The organism is Aneurinibacillus thermoaerophilus (assembly GCF_900099925.1).
Classification (GTDB): Bacteria; Bacillota; Bacilli; order Aneurinibacillales; family Aneurinibacillaceae; genus Aneurinibacillus; species Aneurinibacillus thermoaerophilus.
Genome location: NZ_FNDE01000040.1, coordinates 1 through 25,948, shown reverse-complemented (window position 1 = coordinate 25,948; position 25,948 = coordinate 1). Strand labels below are relative to the sequence as shown.

Here is a 25,948-nt window from a genome sequence, read left to right as displayed (position 1 = left end):
CAGCCTCCTTAAGCTTTTTTTGGTAAAATAGAGATTTTATAGGAAGGAACAGCAAGAACTTTTTGTACCGCCTCCATAATCCATGCCTTTACCTGTAGATTTTCCGCTCCGGCGGCAACGATAACGACGCCGCGCACTTTCGGTTTTACCGTTTTCGTAACGATCGGCTGTTCGCCGGCATCATCCTTCATTGTTACGACTTGCTCCTGGGTCGATTCATTGTTGATATCGCGAGTAGCACCTTTGTCAGCTTCTCTTGTCGTTTGTGTCTGGCTATTCCGATTTTTCTCTACGACGATTTCCTCTGTTGATTCCAAATTGACCATCACAGATACTTCTCCAACGCCGGTAATGTTCTGCAATACTTCTTTGAGCTTCTTCTCATACATCTCTTCGTATTCACCCATCGTGTATGATTCACGCTTTTGCTGTATGAACGCTGGTGCCTCTTGCTGTGCCGGCGGAGAATCATGATTCGTCTTCTGTTTATCAAGCTCCAGAAATGAACTGGACAGCAGGAATGCAACGCCTAATGCGCCTGCAACTACAAGCCACTGCAACGTACCCAGCTTTCCTTTTCCGTCTTTGCTCACTTTATCCCTCCTCTCCGGTGTTTCGCCAGGTTACGAGCACCGTGCTTTCAGGAACATTCCACGCATTTGAAATCGTGGTCGTAATGCTTTTTTCCATATGCGATTGTTCAGTGGTTGCAGCAACCGGTTTATCATTTGTGGAAGAGTTCGGCTTAGCCCCTAGCGAGATATCGATTTTTACAGGCTTCATCGGCTCGATACCAAGCCCTTGTTCCTGTGTACCCGTTTCCCTGGGCTTATCCAACGCTACGATGATAGAGATGCGTTCGATTGGCTGCTTTGCTTTTTGTCCGTCTGGATGCACATGCACATCCACCGTTTCTACCTTCACTCCGTGCTGGGCCTCAATCTGCTTTTTGATGAGTGCGCCGATCTGTTGCTCTACATAACGATTCGCCTGTTCATCATTGTCTGCTGCTAATCTTTTGGCCAACGCTTCGATTCTGGCAAAGTCGGGCGCTCCTTTCCCGGCTTCCCCTGCGGTAAACGACAGTTGTGTCAGCGAAATATCCTTATGAAATAAGTCAAGAATAGGCGACAGCAAAGCTAGCAAGATAATTAGACCCATTGCTAATTTTACGTACTTGCTGTACGCGCTGCTTGGAAGAAGCAAATCAAGAAACGTAGCCAAAAGCACAAGAAGAATGAGTTTTTTCAGCCAAAGAACAAGCATCGCCATCATCTGTGTTTCCCCCTTACCGCATCATAACCGAAACGTTAGCCGCCGAAATTATGATCATGATCGCCAGAAAAAACATTAGGCTGACCGTCGCCAACGCTCCGAAGATGTAAAGCAAGTTCTTTCCGATGATGCCAAGGCAAGATAACACCGGACTGTTGCCAAGCGGCTGCATCACCGCCGAAGATAAGTGATAAATGAGAGCAAGCATTAAAATTTTTAAGCTTGGAAACGCGACAAGGAAAAGCAGAATAAGCACGCCGGCTATCCCCACCGTATTTTTGACGAGCAGCGATGCGCCCACTACGGTATCCGCCGCATCCGCAAACACCCGGCCAACTACCGGAATAAAATTTCCAGCAACATATTTGGCGGTGCGAATGGCGATCCCATCAGCAACCGCCGCCGTCGCACCCTGCAATGAAAGCACGGCGAGAAAAATCGTCAGAAAACTTCCCATCACCCCCAGGCTCACCGTCCGCAACAACTGCGCAAGCTTCGTCAATTGATACTTGACGGAAAACGAGCTTACAATGCTTAAAATCGCCGAAAGAAACAGAAGTGGAAACACAATAGTGGAAATAAGCGTGCCGCTTGTATTCACCAAAAATACAACCATCGGATGGAATAAAGCCGCCGAAGTGATCCCTCCTGTCGATGCCAGAAGCACAAGTACAAGCGGCATAAGCGCCAGCATGAATCCTACCATATCTTGGATGGCGCCCTGAGCAAAATCAACCGCCACCCGGAAGCTATTGACTGCAAGAATGATTAGTACCATATAGGAAATCGCGTACGCGACCATGCTGACTGTATTTTTTTCAAATGCGGTTTGCAACGTTTCCAACACCATCGCGAACACGGTAATAATGAGAATAGCCCCAAGCAGCTTGCCGTTGATCAGCAATTCATGAAACAAAAATGCCCCAAATCCTTTCATCACTTCGGTAAAACTAAATCCTTTCTCTCCTGTCACCATTTCAAACAGGCTCCGGCCGTCGCTTTCTGGCAGATATCCGCCGTATTTTTCGAGCACCTTTTGCCAGAATGCCTCAATTTCTTTCGTGTCGAGCCGCTCCAGCTGACTTTGGACAATCGTGTCCTGCGGCGACGATACCGGGGACGTGGCTTCCGCCGCGTGTACGGGTCGCCACAAAAGCAACGAAAACAGCAGCAATGCCATGTAAAAACCAAACCGCGACCGTTTCTGTTTCATTCTTTCTCACAACCTTTTTATGACGGAAGTAGCTGGACAATCGTTTCGACAATGACGGAAAGAATCGGAATCGCCAGCACCATAATCAGAATTTTGCCGGCCAATTCAATTTTCGATGCGATCGCGCCCTGGCCAGCATCCCTCGTAACCTGCGCTCCGAATTCAGCGATATAAGCAATGCCGATAATTTTTAGAATCGTATCCAGATAAACAATGTTTACATGAGCCTGCATCGCGATCCCTTCCAGCACCCGGATAACATCAGAAATTTTGCCGATAAGAAACAGAAAAATAACAACCCCGGTAAATGTTGCAAGAATAAACGAAAACATCGGCTTCTGTTCCTTAACCACAAGGCTCAAAATGGTGGCGACAATTCCCAGCCCGACAATCTGGATAATATCCATGCGATCGTCCCCTTACTGGAATAAGAAAACTCGTTTAATTTCCTGAAACAGATCGTTAATAAATGAAGCTACCATAAATAATACGACAATGAACCCGATCAGCGTGACCCATTGCGCCCAATCATCCTTGCCTGACTGTTTCAGCACGGTATGAATCATAGCGATGATAATTCCGATGCCGGCAATCTGAAAAATGGCGTTTACGTCATATGCCATGTCCTCCACCTCTCAATAGAGTAAAATGACGATCAAAATCCCACTCAACACCCCCAAGCTCCGGCACATTTTTTCGTAGCGCCTCTGATTATCCCGGGCGTTCATTTCTTCATGTTCCAGATTGGCGAGCGCAAGTTTAAGATGTTTCTGCTGATCCTCACGATCGCTCTGACCAAGAACGGAGCCAAGCTGCAACAAAATCTCTTTCTCCGGTTCCTTCATGGCTGTATCTCTCCATACATACTGCACGGCTTGGTGCCAGCACTCACTCGCCGCTAAATCCGGCTCTTCCGCACTCAATTCCGCCGCGCGCGCGAACAAGCGGGCGACATCTCCCGTCAAGCGGCGCGAAATGGAAGCAAGCGCCTCCAGCAACGGACGAGAGCCGTACACGATCTCGGTCTCCAACAATGTTAGTCCGGCACGCAGCTGGCGAATTTGCAACGGGCGGTGGGCCAAATAGCTCCCCAGTTGCATACCAATAAACGTCCCGGCGAAAATAACAAGCGAAGCGCCAATCAGTTTAAGCATTTTTCTCACCTCCGGCACTCGGTGAAATGCTCATTATACACACCTGCTACCGTTCCCACTTTCGGACGTCGGGAAAGCACAAGATAACGCTGAAAGACGCCCGCTTGCAAAATCCGAGAAAGCGTAGGACGCCGCATAATATCTTTTAAATCGCGACCATGCACGCTGGCGATGACCGTAATCCCGGCATGTATCGCCTCCTCAAGCGCGTATCCATCTTCTGGACGCCCGATTTCGTCTGTAATCAACACTTCAGGCGACATCGAACGAATCATCATCATCATGCCTTCCGCCTTCGGACAAGCATCCAGTACATCCGTGCGCGGGCCGACGTCTTTTTGTGGTACACCAGCCACACACCCGGCAATTTCGGAACGTTCGTCCACAATGGACACCTTTTTTCCAGCCATTTCTTTTGAGCCATAGCTTATCTGTCGGGCCAAATCGCGAAGTAAGGTTGTCTTGCCGCACTGGGGCGGGGAAATAACGAGCGTGTTTTTTAACTGTCCCCCTTCTACCAGAAGCGGCAGCACACCATCCGCCACCCCTCTTTTTTCACGGGCAAACCGGATGTTAAAGCTGGTAACGTCCCGAATAAGTTTCACTCTCCCGTTTTCCAGCACCACTTTTCCAGATAGCCCTACCCTGTGTCCACCCTGGACGGTGATATAGCCGCGCCGCATTTCTTCCTCCATCATGTAAACTGAATGATGACTCAATCTGCTTAACAGTTGCATACCCTCTTCTTTCGTAAACGTTAGCGCTTCCTCGGCCCGTCTTGTGCCTCCTCCCTGCCCGCTTATAAACCAGGAGGCACCTCCCCCCACATATTCAATGGGGCGGCCTACGCGCAGCCGAATCTCTTCCATTTGTTCTATATCCTTCCACGAAAGATTCTTAAGCTTTACACGCAAGCTGTCGGGCAACATGCGAAGAACCTCTTCCATCACCTGACTCTCCCCTTTGTCCTATCTACTTATCACATTCATATGGGAAGCCTGGACACTTTATGCCTAAGAAGATTAGAGTTGGAAATGAAATGAAGGACAAATAAGAGTACCTGCGCCCTGTTTCGGGCACACTATGCATGCTTGCAGAAAAGGGAGGTGTTTACACATGCCTCATCTCAATATCCAAAACGTACCGCTCTATTACGAAGAAGAAGGAAGGGGATTTCCCGTGGTCTTCCTCCACGGAATGGGTCTTTCCCACGCGAATTGGCGCGGGCAAATTCAGCATTTCTCCAAAAAGTTCCGCGTTATCACATACGATATGCGCGGTCATGGACGCAGCGGGATTTCGCACAGGCAAGCGCCAGAAACGTATCTTGAGGTGTTAAGCCGTGATTTGCAGCTGATGCTCGAACATTTAGGCATCCAAAAAGCCCATTTCGTCGCATATTCAACTGGAACCCTGGTGCTGCTTCACTTTTTGCGCGATTTTAGCCATATGTGCGAACGTGCTGTCCTAACCGGAGCCTTTCCATGCTTAAGCGATGCCTATATGTATACGAAAGTTGGAGCCTCCTACTTACTTACACTGCTTCACGCTTCTCGATACGAAGCGCGCAAAGTGGCTCAGGCTAACGGAGCAACCAGCCGACAAGTTGATCTATTCATGAATGAAGCATTAAAAGCGCGTCGTTCGGAAATGCTTGTGCTTTTACGCGCGCTCGTTACATGTAATCTGACTTCGTTTCTGCCAAAGGTAAACATTCCGACATTATTGATTTACGGGGGGAATGAATGGTACATGAGGAAATATCGGCATATGATGCTTACTTCATTACCCCAAGCCGAGGTCTGCCTTATCCCCAAGACATCGCACGCTTGCCCGACAAAAGCGTGTCAAGTATTCAACATGCTTGTGGAAGATTTTCTGACTGGAGAGGGAATGCAATGCGGAAAAACCGTGGAGTAGAATTGCCAGCTCAAAATACGCGGAATACCGCACCGCCCGGTAGGGTGCTGTTCGCTTTAAGCCTTGTACCGCTTATTATGGTACTCGGTAATTCTATGCTCATTCCCGTATTGCCCGCCATAGCAAACGAGTATGACTTAAGCGCTCTGGAAAGCGGCTTGTTAATCACGCTGTTTTCTGTGCCAGCCGGCATGATCATTCCACTGGCAGGCCTTTTATCCGATCGGATAGGAAGAAAAAAAATTATTCTTACGGCACTGGCGCTTTATGGCACGGGCGGCCTTATTGCCGGAGGTTCGGCGCTATTTTTTGCCGAGCCATATCCCTGGATTATAGCCGGGCGTATCATCCAAGGAATTGGCGCAGCGGGAACGGCCCCCATTGCCATGGCGCTTATCGGCGATTTGTATCCGCCCGAACATCGCGGCCGAGCGTTCGGCATTATCGAATCAGCGAATGGGCTCGGAAAAGTACTAAGTCCAATTCTCGGTTCGCTTCTGGCACTTATCGCCTGGTATATGATTTTCTTCGCATTTCCATTCATGATTGCACCTGTGCTCTGGGCGATCGCGCGCTGGGTCGATGAAAAAAAACCGGAGGCCCAGCCTTCGCCTGCACAATATAAACAAGACATACTGCGCATTTTTCAAAAACAGGGCCGCTGGCTTACTCTGAGTTTTTTGCTTGGGGCTGGCCACATGTTTTTTCTGTTCGGAGCTCTATTCTTTCTCGCAGAAATGCTTGATACACGCACAACTTTCTCCGGCATCGTGCGCGGCCTGTATCTTGCGCTTCCGCTTCTTTCGCTGACTCTCGTTTCCGCCTGGGCCGGAAACGCGATCGAACGCCATCCATCCACCATTAAAATGTTCCTTATTTTAGGTACCTGTCTTTTAGGAAGCGTCTGCCTCCTGCTCCCGTTTATCGGGCAGCCATTTGTCGTAATCGCTTTGCTGTTTGTTTCCGGCATCGGCAGCGGATTGGTTTTACCTTCGCTCAATATCCTTATTACCTCCGCCGTCGGCAAGGCGGAGCGGGGTATTGTTACTTCGCTCTACAGCAGCGTACGCTTTCTTGGAATCGCGGCAGGTCCCGCGGCATTCGGCGCTTTACCTAGCCACCCGCTTTTACTGTTCTGGGGAACGGGAGGGGCCTGTTTTTTGCTTGCGCTGTTCGCAGCAAGACTGCTCCGCCGCCCGAGAAAAATCCAAAGCAAGCGAGGCCACTCCCGTCTGATTTTGCATACTTTGCCACAGGCTTCAGAAGATCCAGCATAAAAGAAAGAGCACCAGTACAATAGAATGCTGCCCAAAAGCAAAAGCCCACCGTTATAAACAGTGGGCTTTCTCTATGTTTCCGCTTACGCGCGGGATACGTATTCTCCTGTGCGGGTATCGATAACCAGTTTGTCTCCTACGTTTACGAAGAACGGAACTTGTACCACAAGACCGGTTTGCATGGTAGCCGGTTTCGTACCCCCTGACGCTGTATCGCCTTTAATGCCCGGTTCCGTGTCCACAACTTCCAGTTCCACCGTATTCGGCACTTGCACACCGAGGATTTCACCTTCGAACATGACGATATTCACGATCATGTTTTCCAGCAAAAACTTCAGCTCATGCTCGATTTGGCTCGTTGGCAGACTGATTTGATCATATGTTTGCATATCCATAAATACGTGCTCATCGCCGGAAGCGTACAGATATTGCATTTCTTTCGTTTCGATTCTCGCCTTCGCTACTTTTTCGCCAGCGCGAAACGTCATTTCCTTAATGGAACCATTGCGCAGGTTGCGCAGCTTCGTGCGGACGAACGCAGCCCCTTTACCAGGTTTTACGTGTTGGAATTCAATAACAGAATAAATCGCTCCGTCATGCTCGATGGTGATGCCCGGGCGCAAGTCGTTTACTGAAATCATGCATAAACCTCCTACAAGCCAGTTATTTCTTGTTTCCTAACTTTCAAATTATAACACAATCCCCCTACTGGATAACAAGCAGTTCCTTCGGAGATTTTGTAAGAATCTCGCAGCCGTCCCCGGTAATGAGCACATCATCTTCGATACGGACACCACCCATGCCCTCTAAATAAATGCCTGGTTCGATCGTTACAACCATCCCGGGTGCAAGCGGCCGATCTCCGCGCGCCGAAAGAGTCGGTCCTTCGTGCACTTCCAAACCAAGACCGTGACCGGTACTGTGACCAAACATCGAGCCATATCCCGCCGCGGCGATAATATCACGCGTCAGCGCATCCGCTTCCTTGCCGGTCATGCCAGGCCTAATATTCTGTACGCCGTTCAGTTGGGCGCGCAAAACAATGTCATAAATTTCCCGCATTTTCTTTCCCGGCTCCCCCACGGCAATGGTGCGGGTAATATCGGAACAGTATCCTTTGTAGTACGCCCCGAAGTCAAGCGTTACCATGTCACCGTCCTCGATCACTTTATCAGAAGCGACTCCGTGCGGCAACGCAGAGCGGATGCCGGAGGCAACAATAATGTCAAATGATGAACCGGAAGCGCCGAGGGAACGCATATAAAATTCCAGCTCATTTGCTACCTCAAGTTCCTTCATACCGGGCCTTATATATGTGAGAATATGCGAAAACGCTTTATCGGCAATTTCTGCTGCTTCTTTAATAATCTGCACTTCTTCCGGCGTTTTCATGAGTCTCGCTTCTTCTACAATCCCGGCGACAGGCACCAGTTCAATATCCCCGGCCCACTCTTCCAAGCGCTGAAAAAGAGCATATGTGAGATGATGTTTCTCGAAGCCAAGCCTTCTTACGCCGTGATGCTTCGCCCGATTGACTGCCATATCCAACATATCCGCTTGATGGCGCACAATTTCAAAGAAAGGGGCCTGTTTCGTCGCCTGTTCCACATAACGAAAGTCAGTAATTAAATCGGCAGCTTCCATTGTCAGAAGACAGCAGCCGGAAGAGCCGGTAAAGCCGGACACATACCGACGGTTGTATCCGTTTGTGATCAACATTCCATCCAGCTCCTGCTCCTGCATGCCGGAACGAATCATTTGTAACCTTGTTTCCATTTTTATCATCTCCGGTTTAGATGGTTTAGATGGTGTACCAAGCCTTCAAGTGCCAGCTCATATCCATACGTGCCAAGACCGCTAATTTGCCCGACGGCAATAGGCGCGATTACCGATTCTTTACGAAACGCTTCGCGCGCGTGAATATTCGAAATATGAATCTCAACAAAAGGGATATTCACACTTGCAAGCGCATCCCGAATCGCATAACTATAATGAGTAAAAGCCCCTGGATTTATAATGATACCGTCACACAATTCGTGCGCCTGGTGAATCCGGTCGATAATCGCTCCCTCATGGTTCGATTGAAAGCATTCAATCGTGACACCAAGCTCGTGGGCGCGCCGCTTGATGCGTGCTTCCACGTCTTCCAATGTTTCGTATCCGTAAATGCCCGGTTCGCGCCGCCCAAGCATATTTAGATTAGGCCCGTTGATGACAAGAATCGCCGCCATATCTTCACCTGCTTTCCTCTACTATCCTTGACATTCATTGTTTTGCTTATTGTAACACACATCATTATTTTCTGAATAACAAAAGCACCTCCCTTTTCATGCAGCGGGAGATGCCACAATGAGTTAATACATTGCTTTCTTCTATTTCTGTTCGGATAAATAGGTAGCTACCGCTTCCAGCTCCTGTTCGTCCTTAATCAAACCGGGTGGCATTCCACCACGTCCCTCTTTGATGATTTGCTTAATTTCATCCTTGGACAGTCTGCTTCCTACATTGTTAAGGGCAGGACCTGAAGCTCCTTGTAAGTTTTGGCCATGACATGAAGTACAGTTTTTCTGCTGAATAATTTTTTGCACGTCCGCTCCTCCGCCGCTTGTTGCGGTGGATTGACTTTGTTTCTGATCAGCTGGGGCTTCTGTCGCTTTATCCCCGCCTCCACAAGCGGACAAACTTACCGCCAATGCCATCAGCAAACTGAAAGTTGTAAATTTTTTCATATTTAATTCACCTCCCCTCATTCATTGTACCTATGCCTTATCACATATTTCAATACTTTCCATGCGTTCCGGAAGCATTCCCCCGTTTTTTCCGCTAGAAACCACCAAATAAATCCGGTAAAATATAGGATAAGGAAGGTGTTTAATTTGTCAAAACAAACAGTACCAGCATACGGCGGGCAAGCCGTCGTAGAAGGTGTGATGTTCAGCGGAAGACGCTATACTGTAACCGCGATTCGCCGTAAAGACAACACAATTGAATATTATGAGGAATTGAAGCATGAGAAGCCTTGGGTCAAGAAGCTGCAGAAAGTTCCATTTATCCGAGGGATTGTCGCCCTTATTTTGGCCAGTGCCAACGGTTCTAAACACCTGAACTTCTCTACTGAACGCTATGACATGGTGCCGGGCGAAGAGGAGAAAAGCGAATCGGCTTCCTCAAAATTGGCGATGATCCTTGGCGTGGCCGTCATCGGTGTACTTTCCTTCTTATTCGGAAAACTTATCTTCACCATTGTTCCGGCTATTCTCGCCGACGTACTGTTCCAAAAAATAACGAACAATGTTTTGCAGAACATAATCGAAGGCACCATTAAGATCGTCCTTCTTCTCACATATATTCTTGTGATCGCAAGAACCCCCATGATTAAAAGACTTTTTCAGTATCATGGTGCAGAACATAAAGTGATTAATGCATACGAAGCTGGGGTAGACTTAACAGTAAAGAACGTTCAACAATTTTCCACGCTACACTATCGGTGTGGCAGCAGTTTTATTATGTTTACGATTCTTGTCGGCGTGGTCATTTATTCGTTTTTTCACTATGATTCTCTCTGGGAAAGAATCTACCAGCGCATTCTTCTCCTGCCTGTTGTCATTGGCGTTTCCTACGAAACACTCCAAGTCACCAACAAGTTGCGCGACATTCCCGTTTTACACATGCTCGGCTATCCAGGGTTATGGCTCCAGAAGCTAACAACACGCGAACCGGATGATAAACAGGTAGAAGTAGCCATTGCCTCATTTATGCGCATGCGCGAACTGGACGAAGCAAGCAATCCCTCCACGACGACAGTCTCGATTAGCTAGCTTTCTAACATATCGTAATCCAATACGAAATGAGGTGTTAGGGTGTCGCGGAAGTCTCAGATCTTCACAGTTGTGTTGCTTGCCCTTGTCGGAGTCGGATTGGCCACTCAGCTTTACAACAATCCTTGGGGTCTGTTCAAGTCCATTCTCGTTTTCGCGGTAATCGCCGGAGTGATGTATTTTCTGGTAAACCGTCTGCTCCTCTCGCGCGGGACAGGGTTCACGGGGGCTCCAACGGATAAGGGATACCAGAAAGCGCTGCGCCAACAAAAACGACGCAATAAGTTAAAACAACCAGGACAGCATGCTTCAGTTTCTATGCCCTCCCCTTTAAAACTTCGGAAAATGAGCCGCCTTAAGCCTTCTCTGCGTCGAGATAATCCTTTCCGGGTCATCGAAGGAAAAAAAAACAAACAGAAAACGAATAAAAAAACCAAAACCTCTTGAGCAAGCTCAAGAGGTTTTTCTTTTGATGCGCAAAGACGGCAGGCGAACCATGAATTGCTTCGCCGCTTGTTTCCCCGATTGGTAGAGCCATTCCCGCTCTTGTTCGGTTAAATCAAATTTGACCGCCGATATACCTTCGGTCGGAATAAAAACGGTACGCGCGGCGTGTTGCTTCTCCACATAGCGCTGGTCGTGCGCCTGCATCATCGTCCGGAGCATGGCGTGCATGTATTCAGGCAACCCATTAATTTTATACGACTTCACCTCGTAACTGGCCGAGAGACGAAATCCGATCGTCGGATAAGCGGACTGGCTGTTTTCTTCAAACAGCCAGAGCGGGAATCGGCTTAAAATCCCCCCGTCCACCACATAGATCGACACACTCTTATTTCTGACAATAACCGGCTCAAAATAAAAAGGAATGCTTGCGCTCATGCGTACAGCGAGCGCCACCGGAAGCGAACAAGGATCAAGCCCGATTTTTCCTGCATCATCCGGTAACACAAGCAAACTTCCGTTCGTAATGTCAGAAGCAATGACTTTGAGCATTCCCGTCGGCAAATCAGCAAATGTGTAGATATTTTTGTTAGCAAGGCAATCTTTCATCCAGTTATATAAATAATCCCCCGTATAAATGCCTTTCTTTATCCAAAGATTCAGCCATGGCCCGATCAGTGGCAACCTCCCCACACCTTGCTTTTTTTGCAGCGCCATATAATCGAATCCACGCATTAATTCGCCCAGTTCAGCGGCCCGGTATCCCGCTGCAAGCAAGGTGGCAATCATAGCACCCGCCGAAGTTCCCGCCACTCTATGCCAGCTGAATCCCTGCCGCTCAAATTCCGCGATCGCACCTACAAAAGCGATCCCTTTAACCCCGCCCCCCTCAAACACCGCGTCAACTTTTTTCACGGTCTCTCCTCCTCAACTCTTTTCATGTTAAATGTACTCCAGCGGGCCAGGTTTCAGAATCGGAAAAATAAGTTTCTAAACAATAAAGAAATAAGGAGCAGCCATTCCAACCGCTCCTTTCCATAAGGTATATATACTATTCTATTCCTTCTTCATCGTTCTGGGCTTCGCGGAATTTACGAAGGTCTTCGATGCGCTCAGGATTTTTCTGGAAGTACTGTACAAGACATTCAATGCAAGTAATCGAATCCCAGCTTAAATGATGTTCGATGCCTTCCACATCTTCGAAAATAACGTCTTCCGAAACACCAATAAGGCGCAAAAAATCTTCAAGTAACGTGTGCCGATCCACAAGGCGTTTGCCCATTTTTTTACCTTTGCTCGTCAACACAAGGCCCCGGTATTTCTCGTATATCAAATACTGGCTCTTATCCAATTTTTGCACCATTTTCGTAACTGAAGATGGATGAACGTTAAGCGCTTCCGCAATATCGGAAACGCGCGCATATCCCTTTTCTTCAATTAGAGTGTAAATTCGTTCTAAATAATCTTCCATGCTTGGCGTTGCCATTCCGTTCCCCCATCCTTACACACTTCTCATCCGAACATTCAGCTCGCTATTCTTTTATAATACCTTACTTTAAAAAAGAAATGCAAGAAATTCAGGTAAAATACTCAATTTTTTCCTATGGAAAACAATAGGCGAGCGTTGCCTCAAGTTGTTCCAGCAAATCGCGATATCCTTCTTTCCAGCCGGCAAATCGGTACAGCGGTGCAATAATCAATCCAAGCGGATATACGGCTTGGCTTGTTTCCCATTGTTGTCTGCAAATAGCAGTAATGGCAATGACCCTTGCAGCCCGTGGAAAGTGGGATCGCATACTCGGCAGCCAGCTTGGACGTATCCAATTTCAACGCTTTGCGCACACCGACAACAAGCGTCCGCTTAGCGTTCCGATATTGTTCTAATTCCTTCTCACCAGGAATGCCTCATACTGATTATGAGACATAATCATGTGAAAAGAAAAGGTTTCACCCCCGGCATGCAACAAATGGAAGCGATAAGAAAAACCCTGACCATAACGCCAGGGCTCTCCTCGTTATCTAAAATTGACAAACTGCAAATCGATCGGCAAATCAGCCGCCTTTAGCATGGTGATAATCTGCTGCAAATCGTCCCTGCTTTTCCCTGAGACACGCAACTGATCGTCTTGAATCTGGCTTTTCACTTTGAGTTTGGTGTCTTTAATCAGCTTATTGATTTTCTTCGCATTTTCTGCGTCGATGCCCTGAGCGATCTTGGCGCGCTGACGCACCGTCCCACCGGCAGCCGGCTCGATTTTGCCGTAGGAAATGTTCTTAAGCGAGATGCCACGCTTGACCAGCTTGCCGCTCAGCACATCTTTTACCTGGCCGAGCTTAAACTCGTCGTCCGAGACAATGACCAGTTCGTCCTTTTCCAAAGTAATCTGACTTTTGCTTCCTTTGAAATCATATCGGTTCTCGATTTCCCGCATCGCTTGATTTATCGCGTTTGTTACCTCTGCCATATCAACTTTGGAAACAATATCAAAAGAGTTCTCCTTGCTCATTCTCTTCCTCCTTGCTATATACTTCCGGTTCTATGTCTTATCGTACCAGATTTTGCAACCGGATGGGAATGAGAATGTTCTTCTCTGCCCTTCAAGAGACGATCGCAAGGGATTTTTTATACAAGTTTATTCACAACATGGATAGCGTGTCCTAAAGCTGCCTCCGCCGCTTCCAGCCATCCTTCCGTCAAGGTCGGATGTGGATGAATCGTCAGGGCCAGATCTTCTACTCGCGCCGCCAGTTCGAGAGCCAGTACGCCCTCCCCGATAAGATTGGAAGCATCGGCACCAACCACATGCATCCCTAACAATACATGGCTTTCCGCATCTACAATCACTTCCACGAATCCGTCCGGCTCATCGGTAGCAAGCGCCCGTCCATTGGCCCGGAAAGGGAACTGTCCCACTTTCACATTACGCCCTTGCCGCTCGGCTTCCTCGCGCGTCAATCCAACTCCTGCAACTTGCGGATCCGAGAAGATGACGTACGGAACAAATGGAGAATCCATGGCGCTCGGCAGTCCGCCAATTACCTCTGCAGCTACCACGCCTTGCTTGGAAGCCCGGTGGGCCAGCGCCGGCCCTAACGTGACGTCGCCGATCGCAAATATGTGGCGGACATTTGTCCGGCACTCTACATCTACCGATATATAGCCGCGTTCATCTATCATAACCCCTGCCTGTTCCAAACCGATTCCCTGTGTATTGGGAACCCGGCCGATAGTGACCAGCGTCTTTTCGCTCACAATCATTTCAGAACCGTGTTTTTCGGAGTAAACACGGAGATGCACCCGATCATCATCAACAGTCACCTGCTCAACCTGTGTCGCCGTCTTAATGGCTATGCCAAGCTTCTTGGCCTTTCGGGCTACTTCTTTTGCTACATTGCCGGCAACCTGGGGAAGAATCCGCTCCGCCATTTCAATAATCGTAACCTGACACCCCAGCTTGGCAAACGCCATTCCCAATTCGATACCAATATAACCGCCGCCGATAATGGATAGGCTGGACGGAACTTCGCGCAGCTCCAGAGCCGCTGTGGAATCCAGAATGTTCGCTCCGTCCACCTTCAGAAACGAAGGGATAGACGGCCTGGAACCGGTTGCAATAATCGCCTGCTCAAACTTATACGTTTCAAAAGCTCCATCGGTTTCTACTCCTACGCGATCATCCGACAAAAAAATGGCATGACCTTTGACGACGGTGACACCATTCTCTTTGCACAAATGACCGATCCCCTTGTTCAGCTGCATGACAATCTCTTCCTTCCAATTCTGCCAAGTACGTAAATCAAAGGAAACATTGTCTGCTGGAAGCCGAATCCCCATTTTGGCAAAATCGTCCAATTTATGATAGTACCCGGCCGTATGAATGAGAGCCTTGGATGGAATACAGCCGCGGTTCAGACATACTCCGCCTAACGTATCCTTTTCAATAAGAACAACGGACTTTCCTAATTGTCCGAGACGGATTGCCGCCGTATATCCACCCGGCCCCCCTCCAATGACGACAACATCGGTTTCTACCGCTACTTCTCCTACAACCATTTATACCATCTCCGCAAATAATCGTTCTGGTTTTTCTAACAATTCTCTGATCCGATTCGTAAATTTCACCGCCGTAACACCATCGATCAGACGATGATCAAACGATAAGGATATATTCATCATCATGCGAATAACACCTTCTGCATCCCGGACAACCATGCGCGGTTCCATCTTATGCAAAGCTAAAATGGCGACTTCCGGATGATTGATAATCGGAGTTGCATACAATCCGCCGATCGGGCCTACATTGCTGATGGTAAACGTACCACCGGTAATTTCGTCCAAAGTCAACTTTCCTTCCCGGGCGCGGGAAGCAAGATCACGGATTTCCTCGGCCAGCTGGAAAATGGTCTTCCGATCCGCATCCTTAATTACAGGAACAAGAAGGCCATCCTGCGTATCTGTAGCAATACCAATATGATAGTAATTCTTTAAAACAATTTCATTCGTGGCGTCGTCAATCGAAGCATTTAATGTTCTAAACTCCTTTAAAGCAATGACAACCGCCTTAATAAAGAACGGCAGGAACGTCAGTTTGATCCCTCTTTCCTCAGCATAATCCTTCAATCGCTCCCTTAATGCCTTTAACGCATCCATTTCCAGTTCATCTATATGGGTCACATGCGGAATAATGGTAACGGATTTCACCATATGCTCGGCAATTTTCTTACGGATGCCCTTTAGTGGAATCCGCTCCTCCGCTTCTTGTTCTTTGGGTACTGCTTTTCTAACGCTATCAGCAGGCTTCGCTTTAGTCACATCGTCAACGGCAACCCAATTTTCTGGAACCGTTGCAACTGTTTCGTTCTGCTTATCTTGAGCGAAACGCCGTACATCTTCTTCTGTAACCCGACCCGCAGGCCCGGTTCCCCTGATCTGTTCAATATCTATTTTCATTTCCCTTGCCAACTGACGCACATACGGAGTAGCCAACGCGCGATGTACCGTCGCGGTTGCCGGACTGGCATGGTTTTCGCTCATTTTGACAAGAGAAGCTGGCATTTTTGATTCAGCTGCGGGCGGTGCTGCAGCTTCTGTTTCCTCCTCAATAATGAGAAGAGTTGCTCCTACTTCAACGATGTCTCCTTCAGAAAACATGATTTTTTTGATAACGCCTGTTACTGGCGAACTTAATTCTGCATTTACTTTATCAGTTTGCACTTCCACAACCGGTTGATCGCGCGTGACAAGCTCCCCTTCTCTGACCAACCACTTAGAAATTTCTCCTTCATGCATACCCTCCCCTACGTCAGGAAGCTTAAATTCAACCATGCTTTTCCCCCCTATTTATCTTTCAGCTAAAACAAAACCGTTTCCACAATTCCTTGTCTAACCCTTTCGACATTTGGAAGGTAGTCATCTTCAATGCAGAATTGAGGAACAGGTACATCGAAGCCGGTTACCCGCTTTACGGGCGCCTTCAAATAAATGAGGGCTTCATCATTAATAATGGAGATAATCTCCGCGCCCAACCCTGCCGTTTTATGCGCTTCATGGACGACGAGCGCGCGACCAGTCTTCTGTACCGATTGCACAATCGTATCGCGATCCAAAGGATAAAGGGTACGCAAATCAATGACTTCACACTTCCAACCTTTTTCCTGTTCCATTCGTTTCGCAGCCTGTAAGGCTTCACGCAACATGGTTCCCCAAGCAAAAATCGACAAATCGTTGCCCTCCTGTACCACCCTTGCCTTGCCGAGCGGCACGCGATACATTTCTTCCGGCACCTCTTCTTTAAAGGCACGATACAGTTTAGTAGGTTCGAGGAAAATCACCGGATCCGGGTCTTCAATAGCCGAAATCAACAACCCTTTCGCATCGTACGGATTGCTAGGAACAACAACTTTAAGTCCCGGAGTATGCACAAAAAATGTTTCTACGCTTTCGGAATGCAGTTCAGGCCCGCGAATACCTGCCCCGTAAGGCGTACGAATGACCATAGGCACAGCGAATTGACCGCGGGTCCGGTATCTCATCCGGGCAGCATGGGAAACAATCTGCTCGAATCCAGGATAAATAAAGGCCAAAAATTGTATTTCCGCCACCGGAATCATACCGTTAAGGGCAAGCCCGATGGCTGAGCCGATAATGCCCGCTTCAGCCAACGGCGTATCAACAACGCGCTCGGAGCCGTATTTTTCGATTAATCCTTCCGTCGCCCGAAAGACCCCTCCATTGATCCCGATGTCCTCGCCAAGAAGCATCACGCGCTCATCTTCTGCAAGCTTCTGATCCAACGCTTCCGTTATGGCTTGAATAATTGTAAGTTTTCGGCTCATCATTTCTTCCCTTCCTTATCCAGGATGTTTTGCAATTCTTTTTGCTGCTCCCGAATATGCCAAGGCATCTCAGCGTAAACATGGGTAAACATATCGCCTGGCTTTGATTTCGGATAGCTCTCCGCCTTTGCTAACTCCTCATCTATCTGAATATTGATTTCCTTCAGCCATTGCTCTTCCATGATCTCGTTCCATAAACCTTTTTTCTGCAAAAATAATTGAAGACGTTTGAGCGGATCGCGCTTCTCCCGCCATTCCCGGGAAAGAAGTTCCTGGGCGCGATATTTCTTTGGATCATCCGCCGTAGTATGCGCTCCGTAGCGGAAGGTAATCGCTTCAATTAATGTCGGGCCTTCGCCTTTTATTCCCCTTTCAACCGCTTTCTTTACAGTAAGCCAAACCGCGAAAATATCGTTGCCGTCTATGCGCACGCCTTTCATATCATAGGCATCCGCGCGTTGGGCAATCGTTTTCGAAGCCGACTGTTTTTCAAAGGGAACACTGATCGCATACCCGTTGTTTTGACAGAAGAAAATAACGGGAACCTTGTATACGCCGGCAAAGTTAAGCGATTCGTGGAAGTCCCCCTCTGAAGTCGCACCATCCCCCAAATAAGCGATGCTTACACTCTGTTCGCCTTTCAGCTTGCTGGCCCAAGCCGTGCCAACAGCGTGTACCGTTTGTGTAGCGATCGGAACACATGGAGGCATAATCTTTTTCCCTTCCGGACTTATGGAACCTTCCATATGCCCCATCCAATATAAGAAGACGCGAAACATCATCTGGCCATGGGTAATCGCTGCCGCGTGATCGCGATATGTCGGAAACAACCAATCGTGAGGCGATAAAGCCATCGCACTTCCTACCTGAGATGCTTCCTGACCTTCAAAAGGCGCATAGGTTCCCATCCTACCTTGTCTTTGTAAGATGATGGACTTCCGGTCAAACATTCTAACACGCAGCATATTCTTATACATCCTAAGCATAAGCGCTTCATCAATTTTTCCTTCGATACTTTCGCGAAGCTCCCCTTCAGGAGTTAAAACCTGGTACATCTCCGCCGTATTTTCCTCGCCCGGTACCGGTGTATTCGCTTTCAATTTGCCAGCCTGCTCCGGTAATCCATTTATGCTTACCGACATTTTTACCTCTCCCTTCATAAAATGTGATGACAACTGTATACATTCCATTGGATACATTGACATCCTATTATCGTTCAAGAGTAGAGAAGAAGTCATGATACTTTCTTTAATTAGCAAGAAGTATACCAAGAAGAAGAGGTTATGTTTTCAATATTTTCAGATTTCATATCAGATTAAATGTAAAATAATGATACATTTTGTTTTTCTTTATGTATCAAAATGAGAAAACAAAGTGAGCATCTCTTATTTTTGTTTAAAAATGATACATAAATTTATCATGAGATACCATATGCTTCCATTTTTCTGTATAAAGTAGCCCGTGATATTCCTAACATTTGGGCAGCTTCCGCTTTGTTTTTGCATTTGCTTACTGCCTCTTTTATTAAAGACATTTCCATTTCTCTCAAAGTAGGGAGTTGAATGGTTGGGGAAGAATCGGATGACGCGGAAGCAATATGCTCTGGCAAATCAGCCAAATCGAGGACTTGATTGTCATCCATAATAATGGCGAGTTCCAGAATATTTTCCAGCTCGCGGACATTCCCGGGAAACGGGTAAGCAAGCAAATGCCGGATAACATCTGGATGTACCTTTTTAACCGTTTTGTTCAACTTATGTCTCATCTTCTTTAAAATATGATGAACAAACAACGGAATATCCTCTTTCCTTTCGCGCAAAGCAGGAATTTCTACCCGTACGACATTCAGACGATAATAAAGATCCTCACGAAATTTCTTTTCCTTGACCAGTTTTTCCAGGCTTTGATTGCTGGCTCCTATAATACGTACATCTACTTTTTTAGTTTTCGTTCCGCCTACTCTAATTAATTCCTTAAATTGAAGCACCCGAAGAAGCTTGGCCTGAACAGATGGAGTTAAATCCTCCAATTCATCCAGAAACAATGTCCCCCCATCCGCGAGTTCAAACATTCCCTGTTTTCCTCCCCGCCTTGCACCGGAAAAAGCGCCCTCTTCATAGCCAAATAATTCACTTTCCAACAAAGTTTCCGGAATGGAAGCACAATTTACAGCAACGAATGGCTGTTTCGCTCTCTCGCTATGGTTATGAATAAAACGGGCCAGCATTTCTTTTCCGGTTCCGCTTTCCCCTTCAATCATGATCGTGGAGTCAACCCGCGCTGCTTTTAAAGAAATTTCCACAATTTTTTTCATGGCAGGACTATTTCCGATCAGCATATCATTCCCGTCAGCTAAATCGGCAAGCGATAACTTTTGCTGGAGATCTTTTATCGTATTTTCCGCTTCTGACAATCTGTGATTCAGCCGCAATATTTCGGTTAGATCGCGGAAGATCGATACAGCTCCCAGAAGCTGTTGCGTTTCGTCATAGATAGGCACAATATTTGAAATAACGACGCTGTCTCCTGCACGCGCTGGAATATCCAGCGCCGGGTAACCAGACTGTAAGACTTTTAAAATATTTGTATCAGAAACGACATCTTTTACATATTTCCCAATGAGCTCCTGTTTTGGGATTCCTGTGATTCGCGAGCATGCTTCATTTACATATAAAACTGTTCCCCGCTGATCAACGATAACGACCCCTTCATGGAAGAGGTTCATAATGGCGCCGCCCTCATCAATAAAATTTTTTACGTTCAAAGCGATCACCTTCCTGTTTTATTCTCGGTGCAAAATGTCTCAAAATTTTTATTTTACATCTACTTTTAGAATTTTCTCTAAATCACAATCTAAAATAAACAATTCCACCTGCTCCCCAAGTTTAGTACTTATATCACTGTGGCTTGAAATCACCTGACAACCGGTAATACGTGAAATCATCTCCTCCGTTTCCACGCTGTGTGACTCACGCAAAATACGCCGCATCTCCTTAACCAGCGGCTTCCCTCGCTCAATTTTCACCAGCGTCTTTTCTTCCTGGGTCAGCACCTCTTTTAAACGTACAATCACCATATCTTTAATAATATATGTCTTCGTTTCTCTTGGTCCTCTGCCGAGAATCTCCCGTAAAAATTTGATATACGCTTCACTGATCGTTGCTTCCATCCTGTTTTTTGATGATTGTCCCATAACAACGTCCCCCCTTTTTTTTCTACCTGTTTTTCTTCATAAAAAAACCGAAAGAAGAGGATGTCTTCTTCCGGTTTTGCGCACTACAAACAAAGCTGTCACGATAGCAAGACAACGTTCCTCCTCTCGACACGCTTACGAGGTTAGCTGACGGATTCGGGCGTGAGAGTCGCCCTACTTGAATTTGCTATTCAAGATTCACCCCGTGCGGCTTATAATTTTGAATACCGCGGTTGGTTCCCCCGTTCCCTATTTGGGACTCAGCGATCAGGTTGGATGTGAATATTTACTTTTTATCAGCACTTCGATTGCCATCATTTCAAAATACATCAATGGGATGGATTTATATTATGTGTGCTGTTCACTTTTTGTAAAGAAGGATTAGCATTTATAAAGCGAAGAAAATCTAAATTTTTTTCAAAAAAACTTTTACTTTTCTTCTATATTCTCTTTTTTTTACTCTTTTTCTTTTGTTTGCTCCACTGCATAAAATAAAAATATTTTTCTTGCATGGCCCTGCTTCAACATAAAAAAAACAGATAATACGAAGAAATCGTAAAAAATAAGGAGATATAGTAAGAATATAAATGATTTTATCATTTTATTATTTTAACAAAACGTAATTTAGCTATTTTTTGTTTAAATTTTGGGTTTTGTTTTTTGTTTCAGTCCTCTTATAATGATTCACATAAAACAATTGCAAATTCGGCCTAATTCCGGAGCATCCGGAAGCGGAGGACCCACGTATTTGGGGTTAATCCTTACTTTTGTAAGGAGGGATGAGAATCGCTCTTTCGCCATCCTACCCGTCAGCTAACTTCGTCGGCTAAAGCGAAGGAGGTCTTGAGACCGCCTATTTGAGCAGTCTTTTTTTATTGTGCTTTACCGCCAGTAAAATGAGCCGCTCTTATATTTTGCAGGTCTTTTTATTTTTGAAAAAATCAAATAACACTGTTTCAAGAAAAAGAACAGGGAGACAGAATGCAAGTCCAACCAGAAGGGATGGGCAGGCATTAGGTAGACCGATCGTGCTTTTTCTCCAGCAGTGAATCGCATGATAAACCGGACTTACATGGGAACTTTTTTATCCGTTGCCTCTATATGGAATGAAAAAGTTCTGGTGTACTGGCGTCTATTACACCCGGTTTTCTTTCATCATGCGTTTCAAACGGAGAAGAGGTATGCATCGGTCTATTTTTTTTTAGAAAAAACTACGCGATATCCAAAAAAGGAGGATGGAGGAATGTTTCATGATGTCATCACTATCGCTCTATTTGTAGTATCATTCCTGATTTTTTGGGGATTTGCCTGGTTTTGCGATCGAGCATAAGGAGGTGATTGATCGATGGTTGCACTTAGCATGATTGCATTCCTTGCTATTGTTTATTTAATTTTCGTCCTTATGAGACCCGAAAAATTCTAATGCTACCAATGTCGATGACGAGGAGGAACGAAAATGAGTATAGGAATTATACAAGTAGCTGTCACTCTATTGATTGCATTACTATTAATCAAACCGGTAGGAAGCTATCTGGTTAACGTATTTAGCTATGAAAAAACCAGACTGGATCGTGTATTTGGGCCGGTTGAACGTTTATTTTATCGGATAATGGGTGTGCATGAAGAACAATCCATGGACTCGAAACAGTATGTGACCGCTGTGCTATTCTCTAACTTCGTTATGATGATACTCATATACGCTGTACTACGTCTCCAAAAACATCTGCCGTTCAATCCGGATGGTATTGATAATATGCCAAGCGCACTGGCTTTTAATACAGCAGCATCTTTTATTACGAATACCAACTGGCAGGCCTACAGCGGAGAAAGCGGACTGTCCTATCTCTCCCAAATGCTGGCCATCACATTTCCGATGTTCACATCTAGCGCAACAGGATTTGCAGTAGCTATCGCTTTTATTCGCGGTATATCTGGCAATAAAAATGAACTGGGTAACTTCTATGTTGACCTTGTCCGTCTAATAACCCGTGTACTCCTACCGCTTTCTTTCATCGCCGCGCTCTTTCTTGTCTTTCAAGGCGTACCGCAGACGTTACATGGTGCAGTGACCGCGACAACGCTGGAAGGGGCAAATCAGGTGATTACCAGAGGGCCGGTAGCTTCTCTGGAATCAATCAAACACTTAGGTACAAACGGCGGTGGTTATTTCGGAACAAACGCAGCGCACCCGTTTGAGAACCCGACACCGCTGACAAACCTTCTGCACATTTTATTTATGCTGCTTCTGCCCACTTCGCTTATTTATGCATTTGGCGTGATGATTAAAAACAAACGTCAGGGCTGGAGTGTCTTTGCAGCGATGAGCGTTATTTTCCTCATTATGCTCGGCACTGTACTCTTTCAGGAATATAAAGGAACGCCAGCGTTACATGCAATGGGCATTCACGGCAACATGGAAGGAAAAGAAGTTCGCTTTGGCTTTTTTGAATCTGCATTATTTACAGCGGTAACGACAGCTGCTACCACCGGCTCGGTTAACAATATGCATGATTCATTGACTCCGTTAGGTGGTTTTGTTCCGCTCGCAGAAATGATGCTCAACAACGTATTCGGCGGTAAAGGTGTCGGTTTATTAAATGGCCTGCTCTATGTCATTTTAAGTGTATTTATCTGCGGCTTAATGGTTGGTAGGACGCCGGAATTTCTTGGAAGAAAAATTGAAGCAAAGGAGATGAAGCTGGCCTCCATTGCCCTTCTGATCCATCCGATTCTTATCCTGGTGCCAACTGCACTTGCCTTCCTGCGTCCAGAATCCATGGCATCTATCCTAAATCCGGGTTCGCACGGTATTTCTGAAGTGCTATACGCTTTTACATCCGGCGCAGCGAACAATGGGTCTGCTTTTGCCGGTCTTACAGCAAACAAAAATTTTTATAATATATCAATCGGACTTGTCATGCTGTTCGGCCGCTACATCTCCATTATCGCTATGCTTGCTATCGCTGGCTCGCTGGCAACCAAGTCGAGAGTCGCTGCCTCTGTCGGAACTTTCCGTACTGATACGCCGCTGTTTACCGTCATTCTGCTAATGATGATTCTGATCATTGGCGCGCTAACTTTCTTCCCTGCTCTGGCGCTCGGCCCTATCGCCGAACATCTGGGGATGTAAAGGAACCTTTTGTCCGTTTGACTATAAATGAGGAGGATGTTGTATGGCTATCAAGCAGAAAAAGACGCTCAGCAAAGAAATGATCACTCAAGCCGTTATCGACTCTTTTAAAAAATTAAATCCTGTCATGATGATCAAAAATCCCGTCATGTTTATTGTTGAAATCGGGACATTCATTACTTTTGTTTTATGTGTGGTGCCAGATGCATTCGGTCCGAGCACCGTAAGCCGTGGATACAATGTTACGGTCTTTCTGACTCTTTTGTTTACCGTCCTGTTCGCCAACTTTGCTGAGGCACTTGCAGAAGGACGCGGCAAGGCTCAGGCTAATACGTTGCGAAAAACAAAATCTGATACAATAGCTAAACTCTTGCAAAAAGACGGTTCGATTAAAGAGGTATCATCCACCCAGCTGCGTAAGGGTGATATTGTCCGCGTTGACGCAGGGAAGCTTATTCCATCTGACGGTGAAATTATCGAAGGCCTCGCTTCCGTTGATGAATCAGCCATTACAGGAGAATCTGCCCCAGTAATTAAAGAAGCAGGCGGTGACTTTTCTTCGGTTACCGGAGGGACGCGCGTAGTCTCCGATTATATCATTGTAAAAGTAACGACTGACCCGGGGGAGTCATTCCTTGACCGCATGATTTCTCTTGTTGAAGGGGCAACACGTCAAAAAACACCGAACGAAATCGCTTTGACTACCCTCCTGACCGTACTAACGCTCATTTTCTTATTCGTTATCATAACGATTGTACCGCTGGCTAACTACCTGCACATTAAGCTGGATACCGCAACATTAATTGCACTTCTAGTTTGCCTGATTCCAACAACAATTGGCGGACTGCTTTCCGCAATTGGAATCACCGGAATGAACCGTGTTACCCAGTTTAACGTGCTGGCGATGTCAGGCAAAGCGGTCGAGGCAGCCGGCGATATTGATACGATGATTCTTGATAAAACAGGAACGATTACCTTTGGTAACCGTATGGCAGCCGAGTTTATCCCTGTAGACGGTGTATCGCAAAAAGATATAACGCTGGCAGCTCTACAATCCTCCGTTAAAGACGAAACCCCGGAAGGACGTTCTGTTGTAGAGTTAGCAAATAAGCTTGGTGTTACGTGGCCAGAAAATGAATATGCAGATGCAGAGATTATTGAATTTACCGCAGAAAGCCGGATGTCTGGCTTAAACGTAAGCAACGGCACAAAGATTCGCAAAGGGGCGGTGGATGCGATTAAAGCGTTTGTTATAACAGCCAACGGCTCGATTCCGAATGATTTAGAAGAAAAAGCAAACCAAATCGCCAAGGCGGGCGGAACACCGCTTGCCGTGTCCATTAACAATCGCATCTATGGTCTTATCTATTTAAAAGATACGGTAAAACCAGGCTTAAAGGAACGGTTTGCTGAACTGCGGGCGATGGGGATTAAAACCGTTATGTGTACGGGTGATAACCCGCTCACAGCTGCGACGATTGCCCAGGAAGCCGGGGTAGATGAATTCATCGCTGAAGCCAAGCCGGAAGATAAAATCGAGGCGATCAAGCGTGAACAGGCACAGGGCAAGCTGGTTGCCATGACCGGAGATGGCACAAACGATGCTCCTGCTCTCGCCCAGGCTGATGTTGGTCTTGCCATGAATTCAGGTACGATGGCTGCGAAAGAAGCGGCGAATATGATTGACCTGGATTCCGATCCGACAAAGCTTCTTTCCGTGATCGCAATCGGAAAACAACTGCTGATTACACGCGGCTCGCTCACAACATTTTCCATTGCCAACGATATCGCTAAATATTTCGCGATTATTCCAGCATTGTTCATCGTGGCTCTGCCGCAGTTGCAGGCACTCAACATTATGCGACTCACCTCGCCGCAATCCGCAATCCTGTCGGCGCTCATCTTCAACGCTATTATTATTCCCCTGCTGATTCCGGTGGCGATGAAAGGTGCGAAGTATAAAGCGATGGATGCTAACCGATTGCTGCGTCGAAACTTATTGGTCTATGGTCTTGGCGGTATGGTCGCGCCCTTTATCGGTATTAAAGTCATTGATATGATGATCGCCGGACTTATGTAATTTAAACAAAGACAAGTCCTGCGGTAATATGTCAAGTTCCTCAAACTACGAAATTGGAAATTAAGATGCCTCATTTATCGAAAAAAGGCAGCACTTAAAAAACCCAGT

General features: G+C 46.6%; 28 protein-coding genes, 1 pseudogene and 2 riboswitches. Of the genes and pseudogenes, 7 read left to right on the top strand and 22 right to left on the bottom strand.

From position 1 onward, the window contains the following. Nucleotides 1-8: 8 nt before the first annotated feature. From spoIIIAG to spoIIIAA, 7 genes are read right to left on the bottom strand one after another with little or no spacing between them, the layout of a single operon-like run. Nucleotides 9-593: a stage III sporulation protein AG gene (spoIIIAG, locus tag BLR88_RS15705; protein ID WP_057898248.1), complete on the bottom strand. Its 585-nt coding sequence runs from the start codon at nucleotides 591-593 to the stop codon at nucleotides 9-11. Between the two features lies 1 nt (nucleotide 594). After that, complete coding sequence (gene spoIIIAF / locus BLR88_RS15700) at nucleotides 595-1,275, bottom strand: stage III sporulation protein AF (RefSeq protein ID WP_057898247.1); 681 nt, start codon at nucleotides 1,273-1,275, stop codon at nucleotides 595-597. A 13-nt stretch (nucleotides 1,276-1,288) separates the two neighbouring features. After that, nucleotides 1,289-2,488 carry a stage III sporulation protein AE gene (gene spoIIIAE / locus BLR88_RS15695; RefSeq protein WP_409359911.1) on the bottom strand — a complete coding sequence of 400 codons (1,200 nt, stop codon included), beginning with the start codon at nucleotides 2,486-2,488 and terminating at the stop codon, nucleotides 1,289-1,291. A 17-nt stretch (nucleotides 2,489-2,505) separates the two neighbouring features. Then, a complete protein-coding gene (gene spoIIIAD / locus BLR88_RS15690; protein WP_091261140.1) occupies nucleotides 2,506-2,895 on the bottom strand; it encodes a stage III sporulation protein AD in 390 nt (129 codons plus the stop codon). 12 nt (nucleotides 2,896-2,907) lie between these two features. Further along, entirely contained in the window at nucleotides 2,908-3,111 is a 204-nt protein-coding gene (spoIIIAC, locus tag BLR88_RS15685) for a stage III sporulation protein AC (protein ID WP_057898245.1), read from the bottom strand. 12 nt (nucleotides 3,112-3,123) lie between these two features. Continuing rightward, nucleotides 3,124-3,642, bottom strand: a complete 519-nt coding sequence (gene spoIIIAB, locus BLR88_RS15680) for a stage III sporulation protein SpoIIIAB (RefSeq protein WP_057898244.1) — start codon at nucleotides 3,640-3,642, stop codon at nucleotides 3,124-3,126. A 5-nt stretch (nucleotides 3,643-3,647) separates the two neighbouring features. Continuing rightward, nucleotides 3,648-4,589 carry a stage III sporulation protein AA gene (spoIIIAA, locus tag BLR88_RS15675; protein WP_091261139.1) on the bottom strand — a complete coding sequence of 314 codons (942 nt, stop codon included), beginning with the start codon at nucleotides 4,587-4,589 and terminating at the stop codon, nucleotides 3,648-3,650. Nucleotides 4,590-4,758: 169 nt separating this feature from the next. Between spoIIIAA and BLR88_RS15670 the strand changes: the two genes are divergently transcribed. Both BLR88_RS15670 and BLR88_RS15665 read left to right on the top strand, forming a co-directional pair. Next, nucleotides 4,759-5,562 carry an alpha/beta fold hydrolase gene (locus BLR88_RS15670; RefSeq protein WP_057898242.1) on the top strand — a complete coding sequence of 268 codons (804 nt, stop codon included), beginning with the start codon at nucleotides 4,759-4,761 and terminating at the stop codon, nucleotides 5,560-5,562. After that, nucleotides 5,541-6,839 carry an MFS transporter gene (locus tag BLR88_RS15665; RefSeq protein WP_057898241.1) on the top strand — a complete coding sequence of 433 codons (1,299 nt, stop codon included), beginning with the start codon at nucleotides 5,541-5,543 and terminating at the stop codon, nucleotides 6,837-6,839. The genes BLR88_RS15670 and BLR88_RS15665 overlap by 22 nt, the downstream gene beginning before the upstream one ends. A gap of 83 nt (nucleotides 6,840-6,922) precedes the next feature. Here the strand turns inward: BLR88_RS15665 and efp are convergent, their stop codons facing one another. The 4 genes from efp to cccB form a co-directional block, all read right to left on the bottom strand. Next, nucleotides 6,923-7,480 carry an elongation factor P gene (gene efp, locus BLR88_RS15660; RefSeq protein ID WP_057898240.1) on the bottom strand — a complete coding sequence of 186 codons (558 nt, stop codon included), beginning with the start codon at nucleotides 7,478-7,480 and terminating at the stop codon, nucleotides 6,923-6,925. Between the two features lie 64 nt (nucleotides 7,481-7,544). Next, a complete protein-coding gene (locus tag BLR88_RS15655; protein WP_057898239.1) occupies nucleotides 7,545-8,615 on the bottom strand; it encodes a M24 family metallopeptidase in 1,071 nt (356 codons plus the stop codon). A gap of 5 nt (nucleotides 8,616-8,620) precedes the next feature. Further along, on the bottom strand, nucleotides 8,621-9,070 hold the full coding sequence (gene aroQ / locus BLR88_RS15650) for a type II 3-dehydroquinate dehydratase (protein ID WP_057898238.1): 450 nt from the start codon (nucleotides 9,068-9,070) through the stop codon (nucleotides 8,621-8,623). A gap of 141 nt (nucleotides 9,071-9,211) precedes the next feature. Next, nucleotides 9,212-9,568, bottom strand: a complete 357-nt coding sequence (cccB, locus tag BLR88_RS15645; RefSeq protein WP_057898237.1) for a cytochrome c551 — start codon at nucleotides 9,566-9,568, stop codon at nucleotides 9,212-9,214. Between the two features lie 147 nt (nucleotides 9,569-9,715). On the opposite strand from cccB, the gene BLR88_RS15640 reads away from it, so the two are divergent. Both BLR88_RS15640 and BLR88_RS15635 read left to right on the top strand, forming a co-directional pair. Beyond that, entirely contained in the window at nucleotides 9,716-10,657 is a 942-nt protein-coding gene (locus BLR88_RS15640; protein WP_057898236.1) for a DUF1385 domain-containing protein, read from the top strand. A gap of 42 nt (nucleotides 10,658-10,699) precedes the next feature. Further along, nucleotides 10,700-11,104, top strand: a complete 405-nt coding sequence (locus BLR88_RS15635; RefSeq protein ID WP_057898235.1) for an SA1362 family protein — start codon at nucleotides 10,700-10,702, stop codon at nucleotides 11,102-11,104. A gap of 6 nt (nucleotides 11,105-11,110) precedes the next feature. Here BLR88_RS15635 and BLR88_RS15630 read toward each other — a convergent pair whose 3' ends face one another. The 11 genes and pseudogenes from BLR88_RS15630 to BLR88_RS15585 form a co-directional block, all read right to left on the bottom strand. After that, on the bottom strand, nucleotides 11,111-12,016 hold the full coding sequence (locus tag BLR88_RS15630) for a patatin-like phospholipase family protein (protein WP_057898234.1): 906 nt from the start codon (nucleotides 12,014-12,016) through the stop codon (nucleotides 11,111-11,113). Nucleotides 12,017-12,152: 136 nt separating this feature from the next. Further along, entirely contained in the window at nucleotides 12,153-12,587 is a 435-nt protein-coding gene (mntR, locus tag BLR88_RS15625) for a transcriptional regulator MntR (protein WP_057898233.1), read from the bottom strand. A 115-nt stretch (nucleotides 12,588-12,702) separates the two neighbouring features. Next, nucleotides 12,703-12,897 (bottom strand): spore photoproduct lyase family protein, encoded by a 195-nt coding sequence (locus BLR88_RS19155; protein WP_057898232.1) that lies wholly within the window; start codon nucleotides 12,895-12,897, stop codon nucleotides 12,703-12,705. Beyond that, a pseudogene (locus BLR88_RS15620) lies at nucleotides 12,821-13,003 on the bottom strand (spore photoproduct lyase family protein); the annotation flags it as partial. The pseudogene BLR88_RS15620 and the gene BLR88_RS19155, both read right to left, overlap by 77 nt. 113 nt (nucleotides 13,004-13,116) lie before the next feature. Then, a complete protein-coding gene (locus BLR88_RS15615; RefSeq protein ID WP_057898231.1) occupies nucleotides 13,117-13,608 on the bottom strand; it encodes a YajQ family cyclic di-GMP-binding protein in 492 nt (163 codons plus the stop codon). A 116-nt stretch (nucleotides 13,609-13,724) separates the two neighbouring features. Beyond that, entirely contained in the window at nucleotides 13,725-15,155 is a 1,431-nt protein-coding gene (gene lpdA, locus BLR88_RS15610) for a dihydrolipoyl dehydrogenase (protein WP_091261138.1), read from the bottom strand. Continuing rightward, nucleotides 15,156-16,427, bottom strand: a complete 1,272-nt coding sequence (locus BLR88_RS15605) for a dihydrolipoamide acetyltransferase family protein (RefSeq protein WP_057898229.1) — start codon at nucleotides 16,425-16,427, stop codon at nucleotides 15,156-15,158. A 26-nt stretch (nucleotides 16,428-16,453) separates the two neighbouring features. Next, on the bottom strand, nucleotides 16,454-17,437 hold the full coding sequence (locus BLR88_RS15600; RefSeq protein ID WP_057900267.1) for an alpha-ketoacid dehydrogenase subunit beta: 984 nt from the start codon (nucleotides 17,435-17,437) through the stop codon (nucleotides 16,454-16,456). Next, the gene (gene pdhA, locus BLR88_RS15595) at nucleotides 17,437-18,492 is read right to left on the bottom strand and encodes a pyruvate dehydrogenase (acetyl-transferring) E1 component subunit alpha (RefSeq protein ID WP_254778339.1); all 1,056 of its coding nucleotides are present in this window, start codon (nucleotides 18,490-18,492) and stop codon (nucleotides 17,437-17,439) included. The genes BLR88_RS15600 and pdhA overlap by 1 nt, the downstream gene beginning before the upstream one ends. 362 nt (nucleotides 18,493-18,854) lie before the next feature. Then, a complete protein-coding gene (locus tag BLR88_RS15590) occupies nucleotides 18,855-20,201 on the bottom strand; it encodes a sigma-54 interaction domain-containing protein (RefSeq protein ID WP_057898228.1) in 1,347 nt (448 codons plus the stop codon). A 48-nt stretch (nucleotides 20,202-20,249) separates the two neighbouring features. Then, nucleotides 20,250-20,630: a Na-translocating system protein MpsC family protein gene (locus tag BLR88_RS15585; RefSeq protein ID WP_091261134.1), complete on the bottom strand. Its 381-nt coding sequence runs from the start codon at nucleotides 20,628-20,630 to the stop codon at nucleotides 20,250-20,252. 118 nt (nucleotides 20,631-20,748) lie between these two features. After that, nucleotides 20,749-20,906: riboswitch (cyclic di-AMP (ydaO/yuaA leader) on the bottom strand. Between the two features lie 421 nt (nucleotides 20,907-21,327). Then, nucleotides 21,328-21,473: riboswitch (cyclic di-AMP (ydaO/yuaA leader) on the top strand. 502 nt (nucleotides 21,474-21,975) lie between these two features. Here BLR88_RS15585 and BLR88_RS20600 point away from each other — a divergent pair. The 3 genes from BLR88_RS20600 to kdpB are packed head-to-tail and all read left to right on the top strand — an operon-like array spanning nucleotide 21,976 to nucleotide 25,840. Then, nucleotides 21,976-22,053, top strand: a complete 78-nt coding sequence (locus BLR88_RS20600; protein WP_082706161.1) for a potassium-transporting ATPase subunit F — start codon at nucleotides 21,976-21,978, stop codon at nucleotides 22,051-22,053. A 39-nt stretch (nucleotides 22,054-22,092) separates the two neighbouring features. Continuing rightward, on the top strand, nucleotides 22,093-23,760 hold the full coding sequence (gene kdpA, locus BLR88_RS15570) for a potassium-transporting ATPase subunit KdpA (protein WP_091261148.1): 1,668 nt from the start codon (nucleotides 22,093-22,095) through the stop codon (nucleotides 23,758-23,760). 43 nt (nucleotides 23,761-23,803) lie between these two features. Then, nucleotides 23,804-25,840, top strand: a complete 2,037-nt coding sequence (gene kdpB, locus BLR88_RS15565; protein WP_091261129.1) for a potassium-transporting ATPase subunit KdpB — start codon at nucleotides 23,804-23,806, stop codon at nucleotides 25,838-25,840. Nucleotides 25,841-25,948: the final 108 nt, after the last annotated feature.

What these genes read in the sequence shown, in the direction of transcription:
- spoIIIAF (WP_057898247.1), bottom strand. Translation starts at nt 1,275, where the DNA reads ATGATGGCGATGCTTGTTCTTTGGCTGAAAAAACTCATTCTTCTTGTG.
- spoIIIAE (WP_409359911.1), bottom strand. Translation starts at nt 2,488, where the DNA reads ATGAAACAGAAACGGTCGCGGTTTGGTTTTTACATGGCATTGCTGCTG.
- spoIIIAD (WP_091261140.1), bottom strand. Translation starts at nt 2,895, where the DNA reads ATGGATATTATCCAGATTGTCGGGCTGGGAATTGTCGCCACCATTTTG.
- spoIIIAC (WP_057898245.1), bottom strand. Translation starts at nt 3,111, where the DNA reads ATGGCATATGACGTAAACGCCATTTTTCAGATTGCCGGCATCGGAATT.
- spoIIIAB (WP_057898244.1), bottom strand. Translation starts at nt 3,642, where the DNA reads ATGCTTAAACTGATTGGCGCTTCGCTTGTTATTTTCGCCGGGACGTTT.
- spoIIIAA (WP_091261139.1), bottom strand. Translation starts at nt 4,589, where the DNA reads ATGGAAGAGGTTCTTCGCATGTTGCCCGACAGCTTGCGTGTAAAGCTT.
- BLR88_RS15670 (WP_057898242.1), top strand. Translation starts at nt 4,759, where the DNA reads ATGCCTCATCTCAATATCCAAAACGTACCGCTCTATTACGAAGAAGAA.
- BLR88_RS15665 (WP_057898241.1), top strand. Translation starts at nt 5,541, where the DNA reads ATGCGGAAAAACCGTGGAGTAGAATTGCCAGCTCAAAATACGCGGAAT.
- efp (WP_057898240.1), bottom strand. Translation starts at nt 7,480, where the DNA reads ATGATTTCAGTAAACGACTTGCGCCCGGGCATCACCATCGAGCATGAC.
- BLR88_RS15655 (WP_057898239.1), bottom strand. Translation starts at nt 8,615, where the DNA reads ATGGAAACAAGGTTACAAATGATTCGTTCCGGCATGCAGGAGCAGGAG.
- aroQ (WP_057898238.1), bottom strand. Translation starts at nt 9,070, where the DNA reads ATGGCGGCGATTCTTGTCATCAACGGGCCTAATCTAAATATGCTTGGG.
- cccB (WP_057898237.1), bottom strand. Translation starts at nt 9,568, where the DNA reads ATGAAAAAATTTACAACTTTCAGTTTGCTGATGGCATTGGCGGTAAGT.
- mntR (WP_057898233.1), bottom strand. Translation starts at nt 12,587, where the DNA reads ATGGCAACGCCAAGCATGGAAGATTATTTAGAACGAATTTACACTCTA.
- BLR88_RS19155 (WP_057898232.1), bottom strand. Translation starts at nt 12,897, where the DNA reads ATGCGATCCCACTTTCCACGGGCTGCAAGGGTCATTGCCATTACTGCT.
- BLR88_RS15615 (WP_057898231.1), bottom strand. Translation starts at nt 13,608, where the DNA reads ATGAGCAAGGAGAACTCTTTTGATATTGTTTCCAAAGTTGATATGGCA.
- lpdA (WP_091261138.1), bottom strand. Translation starts at nt 15,155, where the DNA reads ATGGTTGTAGGAGAAGTAGCGGTAGAAACCGATGTTGTCGTCATTGGA.
- BLR88_RS15605 (WP_057898229.1), bottom strand. Translation starts at nt 16,427, where the DNA reads ATGGTTGAATTTAAGCTTCCTGACGTAGGGGAGGGTATGCATGAAGGA.
- BLR88_RS15600 (WP_057900267.1), bottom strand. Translation starts at nt 17,437, where the DNA reads ATGAGCCGAAAACTTACAATTATTCAAGCCATAACGGAAGCGTTGGAT.
- pdhA (WP_254778339.1), bottom strand. Translation starts at nt 18,492, where the DNA reads ATGTACCAGGTTTTAACTCCTGAAGGGGAGCTTCGCGAAAGTATCGAA.
- BLR88_RS15585 (WP_091261134.1), bottom strand. Translation starts at nt 20,630, where the DNA reads ATGGGACAATCATCAAAAAACAGGATGGAAGCAACGATCAGTGAAGCG.
- BLR88_RS20600 (WP_082706161.1), top strand. Translation starts at nt 21,976, where the DNA reads ATGGTTGCACTTAGCATGATTGCATTCCTTGCTATTGTTTATTTAATT.
- kdpB (WP_091261129.1), top strand. Translation starts at nt 23,804, where the DNA reads ATGGCTATCAAGCAGAAAAAGACGCTCAGCAAAGAAATGATCACTCAA.